The following is a 16,959-nucleotide window of genomic DNA, read 5'->3' on the forward strand; positions in this document are numbered from 1 at the left end:
ATGATGATTCAAAGATGAATTATTAAGAAATGCATTTCATTCATTGCGTCGTGGACTATATATTGCGATTGGTGAAATATTGTATATTCATGATGTGTAAATAGGCATGAGAGAAGTGCAGCGGAGCATATAGAAGGAAATATAATGGCGTTAACATATGAGGTTAAAAACGAAAAGGGAACATTCATTGCGTCCGTGACAGGCTATGAAGGGCCTGTGCGGACGCTTTTTGTGCCGGAGTATCTGGTTGAGAATCCGGAGTGTGAAGCTTCCGGAAATATATATGATGATAAAAAAACGGACAATGAGAATCGTCCTGCAGGTGCTGAAAATGATGAAGTTTCTGCCGGAAATGCCATTGACGGCAGAATGAGTTTTCCAATAGCCGAAATTAATAATCAGGCATTTGCATCCCGTGATGATATAGAGTCTGTAATACTGTCCGATAAGGTAAAGAGGATACGTCCATATGCATTTCATAACTGCCATCACCTTCATTATATGAAGCTTACCGACAGTGTTATTGATTATTATGACGGAGCCATACGTCAGTGTCTTGAGTTACAGGAAATTGACATTACGTTTAATCAGAGAGGTAACTTTAGGCTTCTGAAGGAGATAATAGGTGACAGTGATGCCATGATTCCCGTGCTTGTACATTTTCCTGTGGATGAAGAGTACCTAAGGGCGGACGAAATGCTGAAGGATCTTCCGGATAGAGCAGTAAAGAGGGAAGAGGTCGAGAAACCGGATGGAAGCTTCTTTATGAGAACCATGGTGACAGCTGCACTAACATTTCCATCCTATGCTGATAACTATGAGGAGGATACCTTTAGCAGGGCTTTTCATGAGCATATTGAGGGGTCGGGGTACAATACGAGACAGCTTGTGACGAGAACCGGGATTGATTTTTCCGGTTATGACAGACAGTTTCAGAGGTTTACCTATGACGAACCGGCAAGTGCAGTAAATGCAGCATTCGGAAGGCTTATGTATCCCTGGAGACTTTCCGAAGAAAATAAAGAGCAGTATCGTGAGTATCTGAGAAAGCATAGTCCTGAAATTTTGCCAAAGCTTATCCGGGGTCAGAAAGCACCACGTTTCGGGCATGAGGGGGAGCTTGTATGGATACCTCAGGACAGGCGGAGAACAGATGAAAAGATAAGATTTATGGTGGATGAAGAACTGATCGCAGAGGATGCAATAGCTCCGGCCCTGGAGGTGGCTTCGCAAGAGGGTGCGGTACTAACCTCAGCAATGCTCATGGACTATCAGAACAGATACTTTAGAAGTGGCGTGATGGGTGGAATGACAGCAGGGCCTGAGACATTTGAACTATAAGAGGGCTGGAGTGTGGCTTGTTTTCGTTATGAGATGATAAAGCGGAGATGAAATGCTATAACAATTATCTTTTAGGCATAAGGGTGTTCTGTTAAAGGACAGGCTGTGCAGAACTTTGGTAGAAGTTGGCTGGTATTGTTTTTTATGGTGAATTTATGGCGGAGCAGAAACTGATGAAGGCCCATCAGGACCTTAATGATTTTGGAAACAGAATACTTACTGAGGCACGTACAGAACTGTATCTTGCCATGAGATTTATGGGAAGGGCACTGGACAGCCTTGGATATACACTGGATCTGTCCACGCAGAGGATGGGAACAGATGCAAGGACGATACATTACAATCCTTCTTTCGTGTTTCATCTTTTCATAGAGAGTCCACAGAAACTTGACAGGTTGTATCTGCATATCGTGCTCCACTGTATCTTCAGGCATATGTTTACATCGGATCAATATGAAGATAAGGAGCTTTGGGATCTTGCGTCAGATATACAGGTTGAGTCGGTACTGGATTCCATGGATTATGACATCATTAACCGTCCGGCTTATCCTTTTCGCGAGGAGTGGTATGAGAAACTGAAGTCGGAGTGCAAGGTGCTGACTGCCGAGAGGATATATCATTATCTTAAGAGCATCAATCTTGATATAGATACCAGACTTAAGCTCCATCAGGAGTTCTACAGATGCGACCACCGGTTCTGGAAGAGGCTGGAGGAGAAGGATGATGAGGACATGAGCGATGGAACAATGCCTCCGGAGATGCCGGAGGATATGAAGCCGCCATCCGGTCCTTCTGATAGAGATGATGCTGATGACGGCGATTCAAGTGGACGGTCTCAGCAGGGGAATCAGTCCGGGACAGATTCGGGAAATCAGGATGGTAATGACACTGAGGCGGGTGATGAAGAAAACAATGGAGATTCCGGTGACGGAATGAACCGGGATACAGGCAGTGACAGTGCATCGGATAAAGAGTCGAAAGATAATGGAAATAACGGGCCGGGAGGTGATGAACCTTTTGGCGATGAAATAGAAGAGAAAAATCGGGATGAATCAGGAGACGGAACACAGTTACAGCAGATTCCTCTTGAAGAACTGGATGAAAACTGGAAGGATACGGCGGAGAGACTAAAGACGGAACTTGAGACATTTGGTGCTGAAGCCGGTGATGAAACCGGAAGTCTTGCGTGGGTTCTTTCGGCACAGTATCGTAAAGAGACTGATTTCAGAGAGTTTCTGAGAAAACTTACAGTGGTGAGAGAGGAAACCAGAATCGATCCTGAGAGCTTTGATTACGGCTATTATAATTACGGCATGGAAGTCTATGGAAACATGCCGCTGATAGAGGAAAATGAATTCTGCGAGGACAGAAGGATTTCGGATCTGGTTATCGTCATCGATACTTCAGCTTCTACAAAGCAGGAACAGGTACAGAAGTTCCTGAATGAAACGGCGGCACTTCTCAGAAACCGGACAAGTTTTTTTAAGCAGATAAGAGTTCATATTGTGGAGTGTGACGATCAGATTCAGAAGGATGTAACGCTGATGAAGCCTGAGGAAATAGAGGAATATGCGGAAGGTTTTCAGATAAAGGGAGGCTATGGCACCGACTTCAGACCTGCATTTTCGTATGTTGAGGATCTGAGAAAGAGAAGGGAACTCCCTGATATGAAGGGAATGCTTTATTTTACTGACGGTTACGGCGAGTTTCCGGAAAAGGCACCTGATTATGATACGGCATTTGTGTTTGACCCTCTTTCTGATATCAATGACAAGGGTGTGCCGGACTGGGCCATGAAGCTTTACTTGAAAGAATAAGCAGAATAACGGTTTAGGCTCTTTACAAAGGAAAGGCTTATGTGATTAGTGTTTAGTCGGATGTGGCGGGAAGAACTTCTGTATACCTGGAGTTATACAGCATGCAAAACATTATTTGATGTTGAAACATTTCGGAACAGAATAGAGCAATATTGACAGAGGTTTATATGAATATAAAGGAAGCAAAACAGGAAGTTGTAAATACAGTTAAGGCTTATCTCATGAAGGATGATACGGGAGCCTACAGGATCCCGGTGGAGAAGCAGAGGCCTGTGCTTCTTATGGGGCCTCCCGGAATAGGAAAGACTGCCATCATGGAGCAGATAGCTGAGGAACTTAACATTAATCTGGTGTCCTATACAATCACCCATCATACAAGGCAGTCAGCTATAGGCTTGCCGTACATAAGTAAGAAGAATTATGGCGGGGAAGAGTATTCGGTTACCGAGTACACCATGTCAGAGATCATCGCGGCAATCTATGATCAGATTGAACGTTCGGGAGTTTCAGAGGGAATACTTTTTCTTGATGAAATCAACTGTGTGTCAGAGACATTGGCGCCCACTATGCTGCAGTTCCTTCAGTACAAGACCTTTGGCTCCCACAGAGTGCCGGAGGGATTTGTGATAGTGACTGCCGGAAATCCGCCGGAGTATAACAAGTCGGTCAGAGATTTCGATATAGTAACTCTCGACAGAGTGAAGCGTATTGATATTGCGGAAGACTTCAAAGTCTGGAAGGAATATGCCTACAAGATGGAGGTTTGCGGCGCGATTCTTGCATACCTTGAGATAAAGAAGGATAAGTTCTATTCTGTGAAGGCGGGCATAGAGGGTAAGCATTTTGTGACAGCCAGAGGATGGGAGGATCTCAGCCGTATCATAAAAGTATATGAGGATATGGAACTGCCAATCACCAGAGATCTGGTGGCTCAGTATATAGGTGATCCGGAGATTGCAAGAGACTTTGCAACCTACTATGAACTATATAACAAATATCGTGTGACCTATCAGGTTCCTTCGATTCTTGCGGGAGAGTTCCCGAAGGATATTGCTTCTATTGTCAAGGCACCGTTTGATGAGAAGCTTTCACTTCTTGGACTGATGATCGAGACCCTCAACAGAGAGTTCAGAAAGTATGCCGAGAACCTTGATATTCAGAGAGAAGTATTTGCTGAAGTGAAGAAACTTAAGGCGGCGGCAGGCAATGTTTCGGGAAATGCCGGCATTGAAAAAGATTCTGTGCAAGGGGGCTATAGTGCAAATGTTAATGGACTTTACGAAACTCTAAGAACCGGTCATGATTTTCTTAAAAACCGGATGGATAAGAATATGAAAGCACATATGCTTAGCCGCTATCAGGCAAAGATACAGAGGAAAATCCTTTTGGCTTTGGAGGAGCTTGAAGAAAAACTCACTCTTTCCGGAGGAAACAATGAAGAACTTTTCGCTGCTGCAAAACAGTGGTTCACCGAAAGAGAAGCTTCAAGAACGCAGGCGATAAAAACTACAGGTGATCATCTGACCAATGCCTTCGAGTTTATCAATAAGACCTTCGGAGAAGGACAGGAACTGGTTATTTTCCTTAGTGATCTTAATGCCGGTTTCTATTCACTAAAGTTTATCTCCGAATGCGGAAACGATGCCTACTACAAGTACAATCAGTATCTTCTTTTGAAGGATCAGAGGGCGAAGCTCCGGGACGAAGTTATGAAAGCAATGGAGTTGTAAGGATTAAAAATGAACACTTCATAAGCAGGCATAAAAGTGATTTTTGTGCTCATGTTATGAATGTTATATAAACCGTCAAACCACCGCAAAACTATGGTAATGCGGTGGTTAATTAATGTAAGTAAGGAGATTATTACTATGGCAACCTATGGTTTTATATACGATCAGTCCAGGTGTATCGGCTGTAATGCCTGCCAAATGGCATGCAAGGATGGACATGATCTTGAACCCGGACTGTTTTTACGAAGGGTTGAGTCCATCGAACTTACGGACGAAAAGGGGAATTTCAGGACAGTGCATTATTCCGGTGCCTGTAATCATTGCTCCTCAGCGCTCTGCGCCGCAAACTGTCCTACAGGTGCCATGCATAAACAAAGCGACGGAACCATTGCGCCGGATCCGGAGATGTGTATAGGGTGTGGGACTTGCACCTGGGTGTGTCCATATGGCGCACCAAAGCTAAGTCGTGTGACCGGTCGATCCATGAAGTGCGATGCCTGCATTGACAGAAGACAGGAAGGTAAAGAACCGCTGTGTGTGGAAGCCTGCATTACACACTGCCTTAAATTTGTGGATTTCGACACTCTAAGTGAAGAGGAAAAGAGCGGGTATACAAGTGCGTTATCGTTTCTTCCTGACCCCGATATGACAAAGCCGCATCTTATGATACTGAAAAAGGAGGATAAAAATGGCTGATAAGTATTTGATACTTGGAAATGGAATTGCCGGTTTCTCGGCTGCCCGCTCCATACGTCGTGAAGATCCCGATTGTGAGATCACGATGATCGGAGAAGAAAAAGAGAATACATATCTTCGGCCGCTCCTCAGTAAAACGGATTTTTCAAGATTCAGAAGAGATAAAATATATACTGCTAAAGACAGTTGGTATGAGGAAAATCGTATCACTGTTCTGAAGGACAGGAAGGTATCTGAGATTGATCGCAGTAGTCATACAGTACGGTTTTCGGACGGAACAGAGCTTACATATAAGAAATGCATTTATGCTTTGGGGGCGACCTGCTTTGTCCCGCCTATTTCCGGAAAGGAACGAAAAGGTGTACTGACTCTTCGTACAGTAAAGGATTTCCACGAACTTCGACGTAAAACCATGACTGCTAAAAATGCTGTCTTCATAGGCGGTGGGATCATAGGAATAGAAATGGCGTGGGAACTTCATAAAACGGGGATACAATGCATTATTCTTGAAGCGGCACCACGACTGATGGCCCGCCGGATTGATGAAGAATCATCCCGGAGACTTCGTGAGCATATTGAAGGAGCCGGAATTGAATGTCATACAGGTGTGGAGATCTCTGAACTGACCGGAGATGAAAATGTTACCGGCGTTCGTCTTTCAGATGGCAGATGGTTTCCGGGGGATATGGTGGTACTTTCCACTGGTGTGTGTCCGGTGATTGATCCGGCTAAGAATGCAGGTTTGGATTGCGATCGCGCAGTCAGGGCCAATGAATATCTTTTGACCAGTGATCCGGATATCTTTGCTGCCGGTGACTGTGTTCAGTGTAGTATTCCTAATCCGGGACTCTGGAAATACGCCAAAGTTTCGGGGGATACGGCAGGATATAATGCGGTACATACCGATGGCATGCGCTCATTTCGTACAGGTAGTTTTCCTATGATACTGACTGCTGTGGGGATGGGAATGTTTGCAAACGGTATAACACAGGAAGGTCCCGGAATCACAACAGAAGTAAGAGTGTCGGGCGCTTCTGAGAATGATAAACCTGAGTTTCTTGTGAATCATAATGAGTGTGGATCAGAGAACTATCAGAAACGTTTTTACCGTGACGGAAAACTCTGCGGTATCGTACTTATGGGGAATATCAGTGAAATACGGAATGTCCCGATTACACTATAATGAGGTTAAACCATGACTAGAACAACAATCCTGAATAAAATAAAAACCGGTGCTGATTTTCTGGAGAGTCGTGAAAAGGCCATGGAGATATGCATGGGATTTTCCGATTGGTCTAATCATAGTACAAGGCAGTGGGAGCTTGACTATGATTTCTGCTTTCGAGGAACTGATGCTGATTTTCATGCGCCATTGTGGGCTTCAGAGTATCTGGGAGAGAAAGTTCTCCTGAATCACACCACACTCGAGATCATTGAAATCTATCATCGCTGGGGATATGAACCTGAGTGGTATGAAGGTAATCCTCCGGACTATCTCGGCGAGCAGCTTAGATTTCTTGAATATCTTGTCGGGGCAACAGATAAGGTTTCTTCACTTCGGATAGATGAAGTTAACGATTTTTTGGATAACTATCTGCTTCATGGGTTACGTGCCTTATATAGAAGTCTCTGTGATTATACAGATGCATTTTCGGGAATCAGGAAATTTTTTAAAGAACTATTAGAAGTGCTGAGCAGTTGGGAGCCGGAGAGTGAAGATTTCTCCGGAGGCAGTCATACATTGAATCCGGCTGTTGAAGATGAGCCGGAAAGGATAGTTCCCACAGGTGGAATGAATAACTGCGGAGGAATCTGTGTTATCCGTCCTCATGTAAAGGAGAACTGTCTTCTTCAGATAGAATCTGACTGCTGCAAGGAACATTCGCCTCAGATTCGGGCCTGTGTGCGCGGAAGAGGATACCGAAAGACATATTTGAATCCGGAGAGGCTGCGCTACCCTATGCGGAGAATAGGAAAAAGAGGCAGTGGAAAATTTGAGAGAATAAGCTGGGATGAGGCTACGGGTATTGTGGCGGAAAATATCAGACGTACACAGGAACAGTATGGACCGGAAAGCAGGTTTCTGCTCTATGGAACAGGTGTATGCGGAATCATGAATCCCGGGTGGATGACGAAAAGGATACTTAGTCTTACCGGAGGGTTTCTTGATGACTACAATTCCTACAGTTCTGCCTGTGTTACAAGCATCTCTGAATATGTATACGGGAATGCTTTAGGAGGCAGCAGTGCGGCATGTCAGCTTGACACGAAGCTTATGATCCTTTGGTCAAGCAACCCCGCTGAAACAATTTTTGGCCCGGAACGAAACTATTATCTTTCTCAATTGAAGAAAAAGGGGATTAAGATCATTGTCATTGATCCGAGACTCAGCCAGACCGGTGCAAGCTATGCAGATGAGTGGTTTGCATTGCGCCCCTCTACGGATGCTGCGCTTGCAGATGCATTAGCCTATGTCATCTTCGAAGAAGGTCTGCAGGATCAGAAGTTCATGGATACCTACTGTATCGGATTCGACGAAGAACATATGCCGGAGGGGATTCCAAAGGAAGAGAGTTACCATGCATATTTGTTCGGGAAAAAGGATGGCATTGCAAAAACGCCTGAATGGGCGGAGGCAATCACGGGAATAGAGGCGGATAGAATACGCAGGCTTGCCCGTGAGTATGCCACAACGAAACCAGCCTGTATTGATGCCGGTTTTGGAGCTCAGAGACATGGTAACGGTGAGCAGTCGGCAAGAGCCATGATGATGCTATCGTGTCTCACAGGTAATGTCGGCATCAGTGGAGGCAGCAGCTGCGGCAATACCAGCAGAATCATGGAGCACACACAGATGAAGAATTATCTTGATCCGGTGAAGAATCCATATCCTGGAAAAATTCCTACATTTTTGTGGACCAAAGCTGTTGAAAACGGTACAAATATGGATTATGCAGAAGATGGAATCAAAGGCATAAGGAAGCTAAACAGTAATATTAAACTTCTGTTCAGCATGGCAAGTAACATTCTCATCAATCAGCACAGTAATGTTAATGATACTCTGCGTATACTCGGTGATGAATCAAAGTGTGAGATGATAATATGTTCAGACGTTTTCATGACGCCAAGCGCCAGATATTCTGATCTGGTACTTCCGGCGACATCCTTCCTTGAGGGCGAAAATATCATCGGTTCCTGGGCCGGAACAAACTACTATCTAAGACATAACCGTGCGATTCGTCCTTTCTTTGGCTGTCGTTTCGAGTGGGACTGGATGAAGGAAGTGGCAGCAAAGCTTGGAATATATGATCTTTTTACAGCGGGCAGACCGGAGCTTTCAGACTGGCTGAAAGGAAACTATGACTATATCCGGAGTCGGGAACCGGAACTTCCTGATTATGAAACATTCTGTAAAGAGGGAGGCTGGCAGTATAGAAATCAGATAAAGTGTGTGGCTTATGAGAATGAGATAGCAGATCCGGAGAATCATCCTTTCCCGACACCGTCAGGAAAGATCGAGATTTTTTCTCAAAGACTGTATGAGATGAAACGCACGGGTGTTCCGGCGATCCCCATGTATGTACCATGTCCTGAGGGACCTGAGGATCCCATGCGCAAAGTTTACCCGTTACAGCTTATCGGATGGCATACCAGAAGGCGTACACACACCATACATGATAATAATGAATGGCAGGAAGAGGTGGAAAAGCCGGGAGTATGGATTCATCCAGAAGATGCCGGGGAGAGAGGGATAAAAAATGGCGATACTGTGGAAGTGTTCAATGACCGCGGGCGGATACGGATTCCGGCAGTTGTTACCGGAAGAATACGACGTGGCGTTGTGGCCATGGCGCAGGGCGCCTGGTATACTCCTGACAAAAACGGAGTGGATACAAGAGGCTGCATCAATGTTCTGACCTCAACCGCACACCCTACACCTCTTTGCAATGGAAATCCGCAGCATACCAATCTGGTTCAGATTATAATTTCGGAAAACTTGTGAAAAATATAACCTTTTGCTCGCAAATTCATAAAAATAGGATATAATAATGGCGATTTATTTATCCATGATCTAAAAAACAAATTGAAGGGGAGATAACATTATGGGTAAGCTTTTCAAGACTAATTTTTCAACTGCAGTTATTGTTCTGATTCCCGCATGTATAGGAATCAACTACATCGGTAAGCTTTTTGCTCAGCTTTTGAAGCTTCCACTCTGGCTTGACTGTATCGGAACATGCATTGGTGCAATACTTGGAGGCCCGATCATCGGAGGTATATGCGGTGCAGCCAACAACCTTATCTACGGTTTCACTACCGGAGATAACATCACACTGGTATATGCATTAACATCACTTTTCATCGGTATTTCCGTAGGCATCATGGCAAGACTCGGCTTCATGGAGAGTTTTCCGAAGGCGATGCTTACAGCATGTGTAGGCGGTCTTGCGGCAGTTGTTGTTTCTACACCACTTAACATTATGTACTGGGGCGGACAGACCGGAAATGTCTGGGGTGATGCAGTATTCGCAGCCACTCAGGCAGCAGGACTTCCTGTATGGATCGGTTCTCTTCTTGATGAACTGGTTGTTGACGTACCTGACAAGCTTATCACCGGAATCATCGTTTACCTTATAGTGAGCAAGCTTCCTCAGAAGCTTACAACACTCTATGATGCAAATGCTGTTATCGAGTCACTTGATTAAAAGTTTGTTTTTGTTAAAATAAAAACCGAACATTGAAAACTTAAGCGGTCATGGGAACATGGCCGCTTTTTTGCGGGGAATTATCATATTATGAAATCAATATCACTATACACTGACAACGGATCATGGATCGTCAGGCTTCATCCGTTTTCCAAACTGTTTTATCTTATTGCAGCTATACTCATCCCGTTGATATCCGGTCATCTATGGATGTTCGCAGTTACGGTGCTTGCCAGTATCAGCTTTCTTATGAGTTCGCATATGCTGCGAAAGGCAGTGCCGCTTATAGCATTTTCCTTCACCATCATCCTGACCATATTCATCATTCAGGGAATCTTCTTCAAGGATAATACTTCAGTGCTGCTTACTCTCGGACCGCTTTCATTTTATAAGGAAGGACTCTTATACTCTTCCCGTATCGGTCTCAATATTCTTAATATGCTGCTGAGTTTCTCAATTCTGGTACTGACCACCAGCCCTTCAGAACTTGTGGAGGAACTTGAGAAGAAAGGATTCAGTCCGAAGTTCGGATACATCATCAATTCGGTTTTTCAGATAGTGCCGGAGATGATGGGCACCATGCACACCATTTCGGATGCCCAGCGAAGCCGTGGAATGGAAACAGAGGGAAAGCTTGTCACAAGAATGAAAGCATTTATCCCGCTTATATCACCGGTTGTCATGTCTGCACTTACATCATCCAGAGAACGTGCCATAGCACTGGAAGTCAGAGGATTTGGTGCTAATGTAAAAAAAACCTACCTCTATAGCCATCCTTACACTAAACAGGATCAGATGATGAAATGGGGAAGTCTGACAAGTCTTGCTGCAGTTATAGTACTGCGCGTGCTGCATGTTCTGTAGGGGATTGTGGGAATTCCGAATATATTCTCGAAAAAGGAGAGAGCTTTCATGTCTCTTATAGAAATAAAAAATCTTAAATATCGTTATCCCGGTGCCGAAAGGCTTTCCCTTAACGATATCACCATGAATATAGAAAAAGGACAGTTTATCGGGATCGTCGGTGAAAATGGTGCCGGAAAAAGTACTCTGTCACAGGCATTTCTCGGACTCATACCTCAGTTTTACAAAGGTGCCTATGGCGGTTCGGTAACAATTGACGGTCTTTCAGCCAAAACCACTCCGGTTGGCGTACTTTGCAGGAAAGTCGGTCTCGTGTTCCAGAATCCATTCAATCAGCTTAGCGGTGCCAAGGATACGGTTTATGATGAGGTTGGATACGGTCTTCAGAATCTTGGAATACCGGCCGAAGAAATTCATAAACGTGTAGAGAGTGTGCTTAGGCGCTTTGGCATATGGGAATATCGTAAGAGGAATCCGTTTGATCTTTCCGGTGGACAGCTTCAGCGGGTTGCCATTGCATCTGTTCTTGCCATGAATCCCGAAATTCTCATCCTGGACGAACCGACATCGCAGCTTGATCCCGCAGGATCTGAGGAAGTGTTTCAGGCTGTTGATGAACTCACCGCCACAGGTATCACTATCGTGATGATAGAACATAAGCTTGAAAAGCTGGCGGAATACTGCGATAAGATAGCATTGATGCATCAGGGGGAAGTTGTTGCATTTGATACGCCCAATATGATTTTCTCAAGAAAAGACATTTCTGAGCTTGGTGTCAACGTTCCCGCTTATACAGCATTTGCTCTGAAGTACGGACTCAGGAATCAGGATGGAACCTATCCGGCAACCCGAAGAGATCTCCTTAAGATTATAAAAGCGGATAATGCTGATATCAGATCGCTTTTGAAATCCTGTAGAAATGATTTACCGGATGCACAAAGGAATAATCCGGTAAAAGCCATTGTGGGTTCAGAGACATTTTCTTTATCTGACCTTCATTTTTCTTATATCGAAGGAGCAGAGATATTCAAAGGTATAAACATTGGCTTTGACCGCCGGCCTACTGCAATTATCGGACAGAACGGTGCCGGAAAAACCACTTTGGTTCGCATAATGAAAGGGCTTTTAAAACCGGGAAGCGGCAGCGTCAAACTTGCCGGCGAAGACATTTCAAAGAAGACTGTGGCTGAGCTTGCGAGCAGGGTAGGATATGTTTTTCAGAACCCTGATGATCAGATATTTAAATACAATGTTCTTGATGAAGTCATGTTCGGCCCGCTGAATATCGGAATGTCTCATGAAGAAGCCGAGTCACATGCTCATGAAGCGCTCCAAACCGTTGGACTTGAAGAATTGTGCAGAAAAAATCCGTATGATCTTGAATTGTATGACAGAAAGATGGTGGCCATAGCATCTGTTCTTGCCATGGATACAGATGTCATCATTCTTGACGAGCCCACCATTGCTCAGGATTATAAAGGCAGGGAGAAGATAAAAGAAATCATCAGAAACGAATCAGGAAAGGGTAAGCTCGTGATAGCCATACTGCATGACATGGATTTTGTGGCAGATTCATTTGAACGGGTTATAGCTATGGCTCATGGCGAGATACTTCTTGACGGAACGCCTCATGAGGTGTTCAGAAACAGAGAAGTCCTTGAGAAGGCCGCTCTTGCGCCACCGCATATCGTTGGTCTGATGGAAGAACTGGAACATGAAATAGACTAAAGACACCGGTTGGCTATAAGAATCATCCGGGAATCAGCAAAACTGTTTTAAATAGAATGTAGTAATCCGGAGGATTGATTCGTTTTCCCGGCAGATTAAGTATTGATAGATAAAGCGCAGCAAACCATGATTGGAATGCTGCGCTTTATTGATTTTGTTTCGCTTTTCCGGACTGAAAACGTTCTTACGTGATCATTGTGAACTGCGGGTTTTAGGTCTGTCAATGGCCATACAGGTGTATCATTCTTTTGAAAACTCTATGGTGATATCACATTTATCCTGAATTCCCATGCGTTCTATGTAGATATCGGTTTTCGGTATCCACTTGTCGATATAGTCGTCAAGCTCTGAAGTGCCCTCGCGATCGATGACATTTTCAATCTGCTGATCGTATTCTACATCCATGAAAATCTTAAGGTCATAACGATCTCCGAAGTAAGGATTCAATGAATATGTTCCTTCGATTATATTGAGCCGCTTCGGAGGAATATCTCTTGCGAACTCTGCATCAAAATCCATGGTGTGATAATTGAAGGGACGGTAGTAAACTGTTTCCTTTCGTTCAATCACATCCAGAACTTCTCTTTTGAAACGTTCATAATCCACATTGCCTCCGACCTCCTTCAGACGTTCTTTGGTACGCTGATGACTCTGAAGATAAAAGTCATCCATATGAAAAAGATTACCTCCGAACTTCTCGTGAAGATACTTCGATATGGTGGTTTTTCCGGCTCCTGTGCGCCCGTCTATGGCGATGGTGAGACAATCATCACCGTTTCGGATAAGTTCCTCTATAGCTAACACTGCAGGCATGAATCTTTTGCAATTTCGGTTCTGCCTTTGTTTTAAATTATTCATTACTTTACCATCAATCCGGAATCCGATAATGTTCTTTGGATGCTTCATTGCAAACCTGCCAGGCATTGTTTTTGTGTCAAATTCCGGATTTTGTACTTAAATATACACAATATGAGTTAAATCTTAGCTGTTTGACATAAAGATGTCAAGCGGACAAAACGGTCGAAATTGTCTATAATAAACAATAGAAGAAACTGATTTAAATGGAGGGGTGTCTCATGCAAAAGGACGATCTGATACTTGTTATAGATATGCAGAAGGTTTATCTGGAAGGAAATCCTTGGGCCTGTAAGAATATTAAATCCGCATCCGGAAAAATAGCCGGACTGCTTGACAGAATCATAGAACTTAAAGAAAGTGCAGAAAGTGGAAATTCAGGCAGTAAAGTGTGGATAAGTAATGTTTCCGGAAACATTAACGTGATTTCCGGTACGGATAATACGGTAAAAGATCAGGAATCCATGGTGGAAAAAACTCCGGATGTGATGCTTACACGTTTTATAGCGGCGTCAGATGAAGATACAGTTGGGACCTGGACAGAGTACAATGAGGTCAACAGGGATATAAATGATAATCCGGTGATGAATGAATTTATACCGGAGATTGCAAGATATGTGGAAGATTTTCCGTATTTTGACAAGTGTACATACAGCTGCTTTTCTCATCCGTATGTGAGAGCTGCCGGAGATAAGGCTATGTTACATGGCGGAAGTATTGTCCTTACAGGCGTTGTGGCTGAATGCTGCGTACTTTCAACATTTTTTCAGGGAGTGGATCTGGGATATCATTTTATCTACCTGACAGATGCCTGCGCCGGTCTTGATGATGAAACGGAGAATGCTGTAAAGAAAGTTCTGGAGGGACTTTCTCCGCTACATGTGGAGATGATGACAACGGAAGAATATTTCACGTATAAGCGTGACGTTAATACACGTTTTCGGTGATGAGTAATGCTTTAATACTATGGTCCGGTTCATCTGTGGCTGTCAAAAATAAGTATTTCAGTATATGACACTGAAGAGCAGATATTTTTTTGAGATACATGGACAATAGTCTTTCAAAAGATGTATGCTATTTAAGCTATAGAGATTATGATAGTAATAAGTTAAGTAAGGCCGCAAATCAGAGATGGCTTTATGATGTGACAAGAGGTGGGAATCATGAGAAAATCCTTTGTTCGTTCTATGTTTATAGCGCTTACGATGGGGGCCATGATAAGTACGACGGCCTATGCTGATATAGTTGAAGATGAAGCAGCAAAGGCCTTTCGTATACAGCAGGAAATAGCTGCTATCAACAACAGCACGCCTTCCAACATAGACATGACAAATATCAATTCACAGGCGGCGTCTCCGGCAGAGGCCATGGCAACAGGACAGAAGCTTTCTACTGTGAACGGGATGTCGGTTACTTATCAGATGGCGACAGGTGATACGGTGGTTCTCGATGGACTTACCATATCATCATGGGTTATCGGTAATGACGGTACAAACATAACGGTGGATTCCAATCAGGTGGCAGCTTATGTGCAGGGATTGAAGGATATATATGATACAAAAGGAGTACAGACCTGGCTTAGTGCTGATGGAACACAGAAAACATTAGCGACATCCTATGGATTTTATATAGATCTTGCGGGGGAAACTGCAGCGCTTATGGCGGATATCCAGTCGCTTCAATCGGTTGCCAGACCTCCTGTTTACTCATCTGTGGCCGCACAGGGAGCTATGCCGCAGTGGGGCAATACTTTTGTAGAGGTTGATATCTCATCCCAGCATGCGTATTTCTATCAGGATGGTGTTTGCGTTTGGGAGAGTCCGATAGTATCCGGTACGGCGACTAATGCAGGCAGAGCAACGCCAACCGGACTGTTTACAGTAAACTACAAGACCACAGACAGAATTCTCCGTGGGCCTATAGGAAAGAACGGTAAACCAACATATGAATCACATGTGGACTACTGGATGCCTTTTAACGGAGGAATCGGACTTCATGATGCGAACTGGAGATCATCCTTCGGCGGAGATATATACATCAATAACGGCAGTCATGGATGCATCAATCTTCCTCATGACAGAGCGCAGGCACTTTACGGACTTATAAATAAGGGAACAGTTGTTGTAGTTTGTGATTGATACAAAGAAATATTAAGGAAACTCTTAAAAGTATGAAACAACAACTAAAAAGTCACGAATTTCATCAAAAAATTGTGCACTTTATAAATATTTTATAAAAATCACCACTTTTTCCTAAGAATTACCTTAAGGAATGGTAAGAAATGTTTATAGGATATTTAGTTTGAGTTCATATTTAGAGTTTAGAATAACCTTCGTTGTGTAACAATGGAGGTTATTTTTGATTTTAAAACAGTATTTATTGGAAAACGCGGGAGCTAAAGCTCAAGGGATGATGAAAGGCCTGATCGTCTCTGCACCAAAGAAGGGTGGTGCCAAAAAGCTTATGACTTCTGCACTTGTAACGATGTTGACATTGATGGCGTTTACAGTACCTGCTCAGGCAGCGTCATGTCGAACCATAGACAATACAGCGCTGGAAGAGACTGTAAATGCTGAGTACGAAAAGAAATTAAAAGCAGCAGAAGCGGATGCATCCATACAGGAGGCTGAAGTTTCAACAGAGGGAAACGAAGGCGAAATAGATGATGAGGCTTTAAGCATTTCTGAAGCAGAAAGTGTGGCCGAGTCAGCTATAGAGGTTGCATTGAAGCAAAAAGCAGCCGGAGAAAGAGTAGTTGAGTTTGCAAGCCAGTTTATCGGCAATCCTTACAGATATGGCGGAAGCAGCCTTACGGCAGGAACAGATTGTTCGGGATTTGTTATGAGTGTTTATAGAAATTTCGGTATTTCTTTACCACATTCATCTTCGGCACTTCGATCTGTAGGTACACCTGTAGCCAGTCTTGCACTTGCACAGCCAGGAGATATCATCTGTTATTCCGGGCATGTTGGAATATATATAGGTGATGGAAAGTTACTGTCGGCACTTGGTTCCAAATATGGAATCACCATAAACAGCGCAACATACAAAAGAATATTGGCCATTAGGCGTTTAGTATAAAAGAAAGGGCTTTTGCCCTTTCTTTTTTTATCCACATTATATGGATAACTATGTGTACAAGTATAGAAACAATTAAATTCCACAAAAATAATGTTGATAACCGTGTTGAATTGTGCAAAAAATAGAATTGTTTTTGACAAA

The 16,959-nt window shown here is 43.7% G+C and carries 13 protein-coding genes; 12 read left to right on the forward strand and 1 reads right to left on the reverse strand.

The genetic code is table 11. The features are described 5' to 3' along the window. Positions 1-144 precede the first annotated feature (144 nt). The 9 genes from BM294_RS02285 (at position 145) to BM294_RS02325 (ending at position 12,882) form a co-directional block, all read left to right on the forward strand. Positions 145-1,341 (forward strand): leucine-rich repeat protein, encoded by a 1,197-nt coding sequence (locus BM294_RS02285; protein WP_091204468.1) that lies wholly within the window; start codon positions 145-147, stop codon positions 1,339-1,341. Between the two features lie 155 nt (positions 1,342-1,496). Next, positions 1,497-3,158 carry a DUF2201 family putative metallopeptidase gene (locus BM294_RS02290; protein ID WP_091204470.1) on the forward strand — a complete coding sequence of 554 codons (1,662 nt, stop codon included), beginning with the start codon at positions 1,497-1,499 and terminating at the stop codon, positions 3,156-3,158. A gap of 167 nt (positions 3,159-3,325) precedes the next feature. Next, positions 3,326-4,888 carry an AAA family ATPase gene (locus BM294_RS02295; protein ID WP_091204472.1) on the forward strand — a complete coding sequence of 521 codons (1,563 nt, stop codon included), beginning with the start codon at positions 3,326-3,328 and terminating at the stop codon, positions 4,886-4,888. Between the two features lie 138 nt (positions 4,889-5,026). Continuing rightward, entirely contained in the window at positions 5,027-5,584 is a 558-nt protein-coding gene (locus BM294_RS02300) for a 4Fe-4S dicluster domain-containing protein (RefSeq protein ID WP_175494428.1), read from the forward strand. Beyond that, entirely contained in the window at positions 5,577-6,767 is a 1,191-nt protein-coding gene (locus BM294_RS02305) for an NAD(P)/FAD-dependent oxidoreductase (protein WP_091204476.1), read from the forward strand. Before BM294_RS02300 ends, BM294_RS02305 begins: the two co-directional genes overlap by 8 nt. Before the next feature lie 12 nt (positions 6,768-6,779). Next, the gene (locus tag BM294_RS02310; protein WP_091204478.1) at positions 6,780-9,587 is read left to right on the forward strand and encodes a DMSO/selenate family reductase complex A subunit; all 2,808 of its coding nucleotides are present in this window, start codon (positions 6,780-6,782) and stop codon (positions 9,585-9,587) included. 100 nt (positions 9,588-9,687) lie between these two features. Then, the gene (locus tag BM294_RS02315) at positions 9,688-10,290 is read left to right on the forward strand and encodes an ECF transporter S component (protein ID WP_091204479.1); all 603 of its coding nucleotides are present in this window, start codon (positions 9,688-9,690) and stop codon (positions 10,288-10,290) included. A 90-nt stretch (positions 10,291-10,380) separates the two neighbouring features. Beyond that, positions 10,381-11,154, forward strand: a complete 774-nt coding sequence (locus tag BM294_RS02320; RefSeq protein WP_091204483.1) for an energy-coupling factor transporter transmembrane component T family protein — start codon at positions 10,381-10,383, stop codon at positions 11,152-11,154. Positions 11,155-11,202: 48 nt separating this feature from the next. Beyond that, positions 11,203-12,882 (forward strand): ABC transporter ATP-binding protein, encoded by a 1,680-nt coding sequence (locus BM294_RS02325; RefSeq protein WP_091204484.1) that lies wholly within the window; start codon positions 11,203-11,205, stop codon positions 12,880-12,882. A 240-nt stretch (positions 12,883-13,122) separates the two neighbouring features. Here the strand turns inward: BM294_RS02325 and BM294_RS02330 are convergent, their stop codons facing one another. Then, positions 13,123-13,788, reverse strand: coding sequence for a uridine kinase family protein (locus BM294_RS02330; RefSeq protein ID WP_242944392.1), 666 nt, complete (start codon positions 13,786-13,788; stop codon positions 13,123-13,125). A gap of 170 nt (positions 13,789-13,958) precedes the next feature. Here BM294_RS02330 and BM294_RS02335 point away from each other — a divergent pair, with 170 nt between their 5' ends. The 3 genes from BM294_RS02335 (at position 13,959) to BM294_RS02345 (ending at position 16,818) form a co-directional block, all read left to right on the forward strand. Next, on the forward strand, positions 13,959-14,684 hold the full coding sequence (locus tag BM294_RS02335) for a cysteine hydrolase family protein (protein ID WP_175494430.1): 726 nt from the start codon (positions 13,959-13,961) through the stop codon (positions 14,682-14,684). Between the two features lie 216 nt (positions 14,685-14,900). Then, complete coding sequence (locus tag BM294_RS02340; RefSeq protein WP_091204487.1) at positions 14,901-15,875, forward strand: L,D-transpeptidase; 975 nt, start codon at positions 14,901-14,903, stop codon at positions 15,873-15,875. Between the two features lie 220 nt (positions 15,876-16,095). After that, positions 16,096-16,818 (forward strand): C40 family peptidase, encoded by a 723-nt coding sequence (locus BM294_RS02345; protein WP_242944393.1) that lies wholly within the window; start codon positions 16,096-16,098, stop codon positions 16,816-16,818. The last annotated feature ends 141 nt before the right edge of the window (positions 16,819-16,959 follow it).

The sequence above is a fragment of the Oribacterium sp. WCC10 genome (assembly GCF_900113415.1).
GTDB lineage: Bacteria > Bacillota > Clostridia > Lachnospirales > Lachnospiraceae > Oribacterium.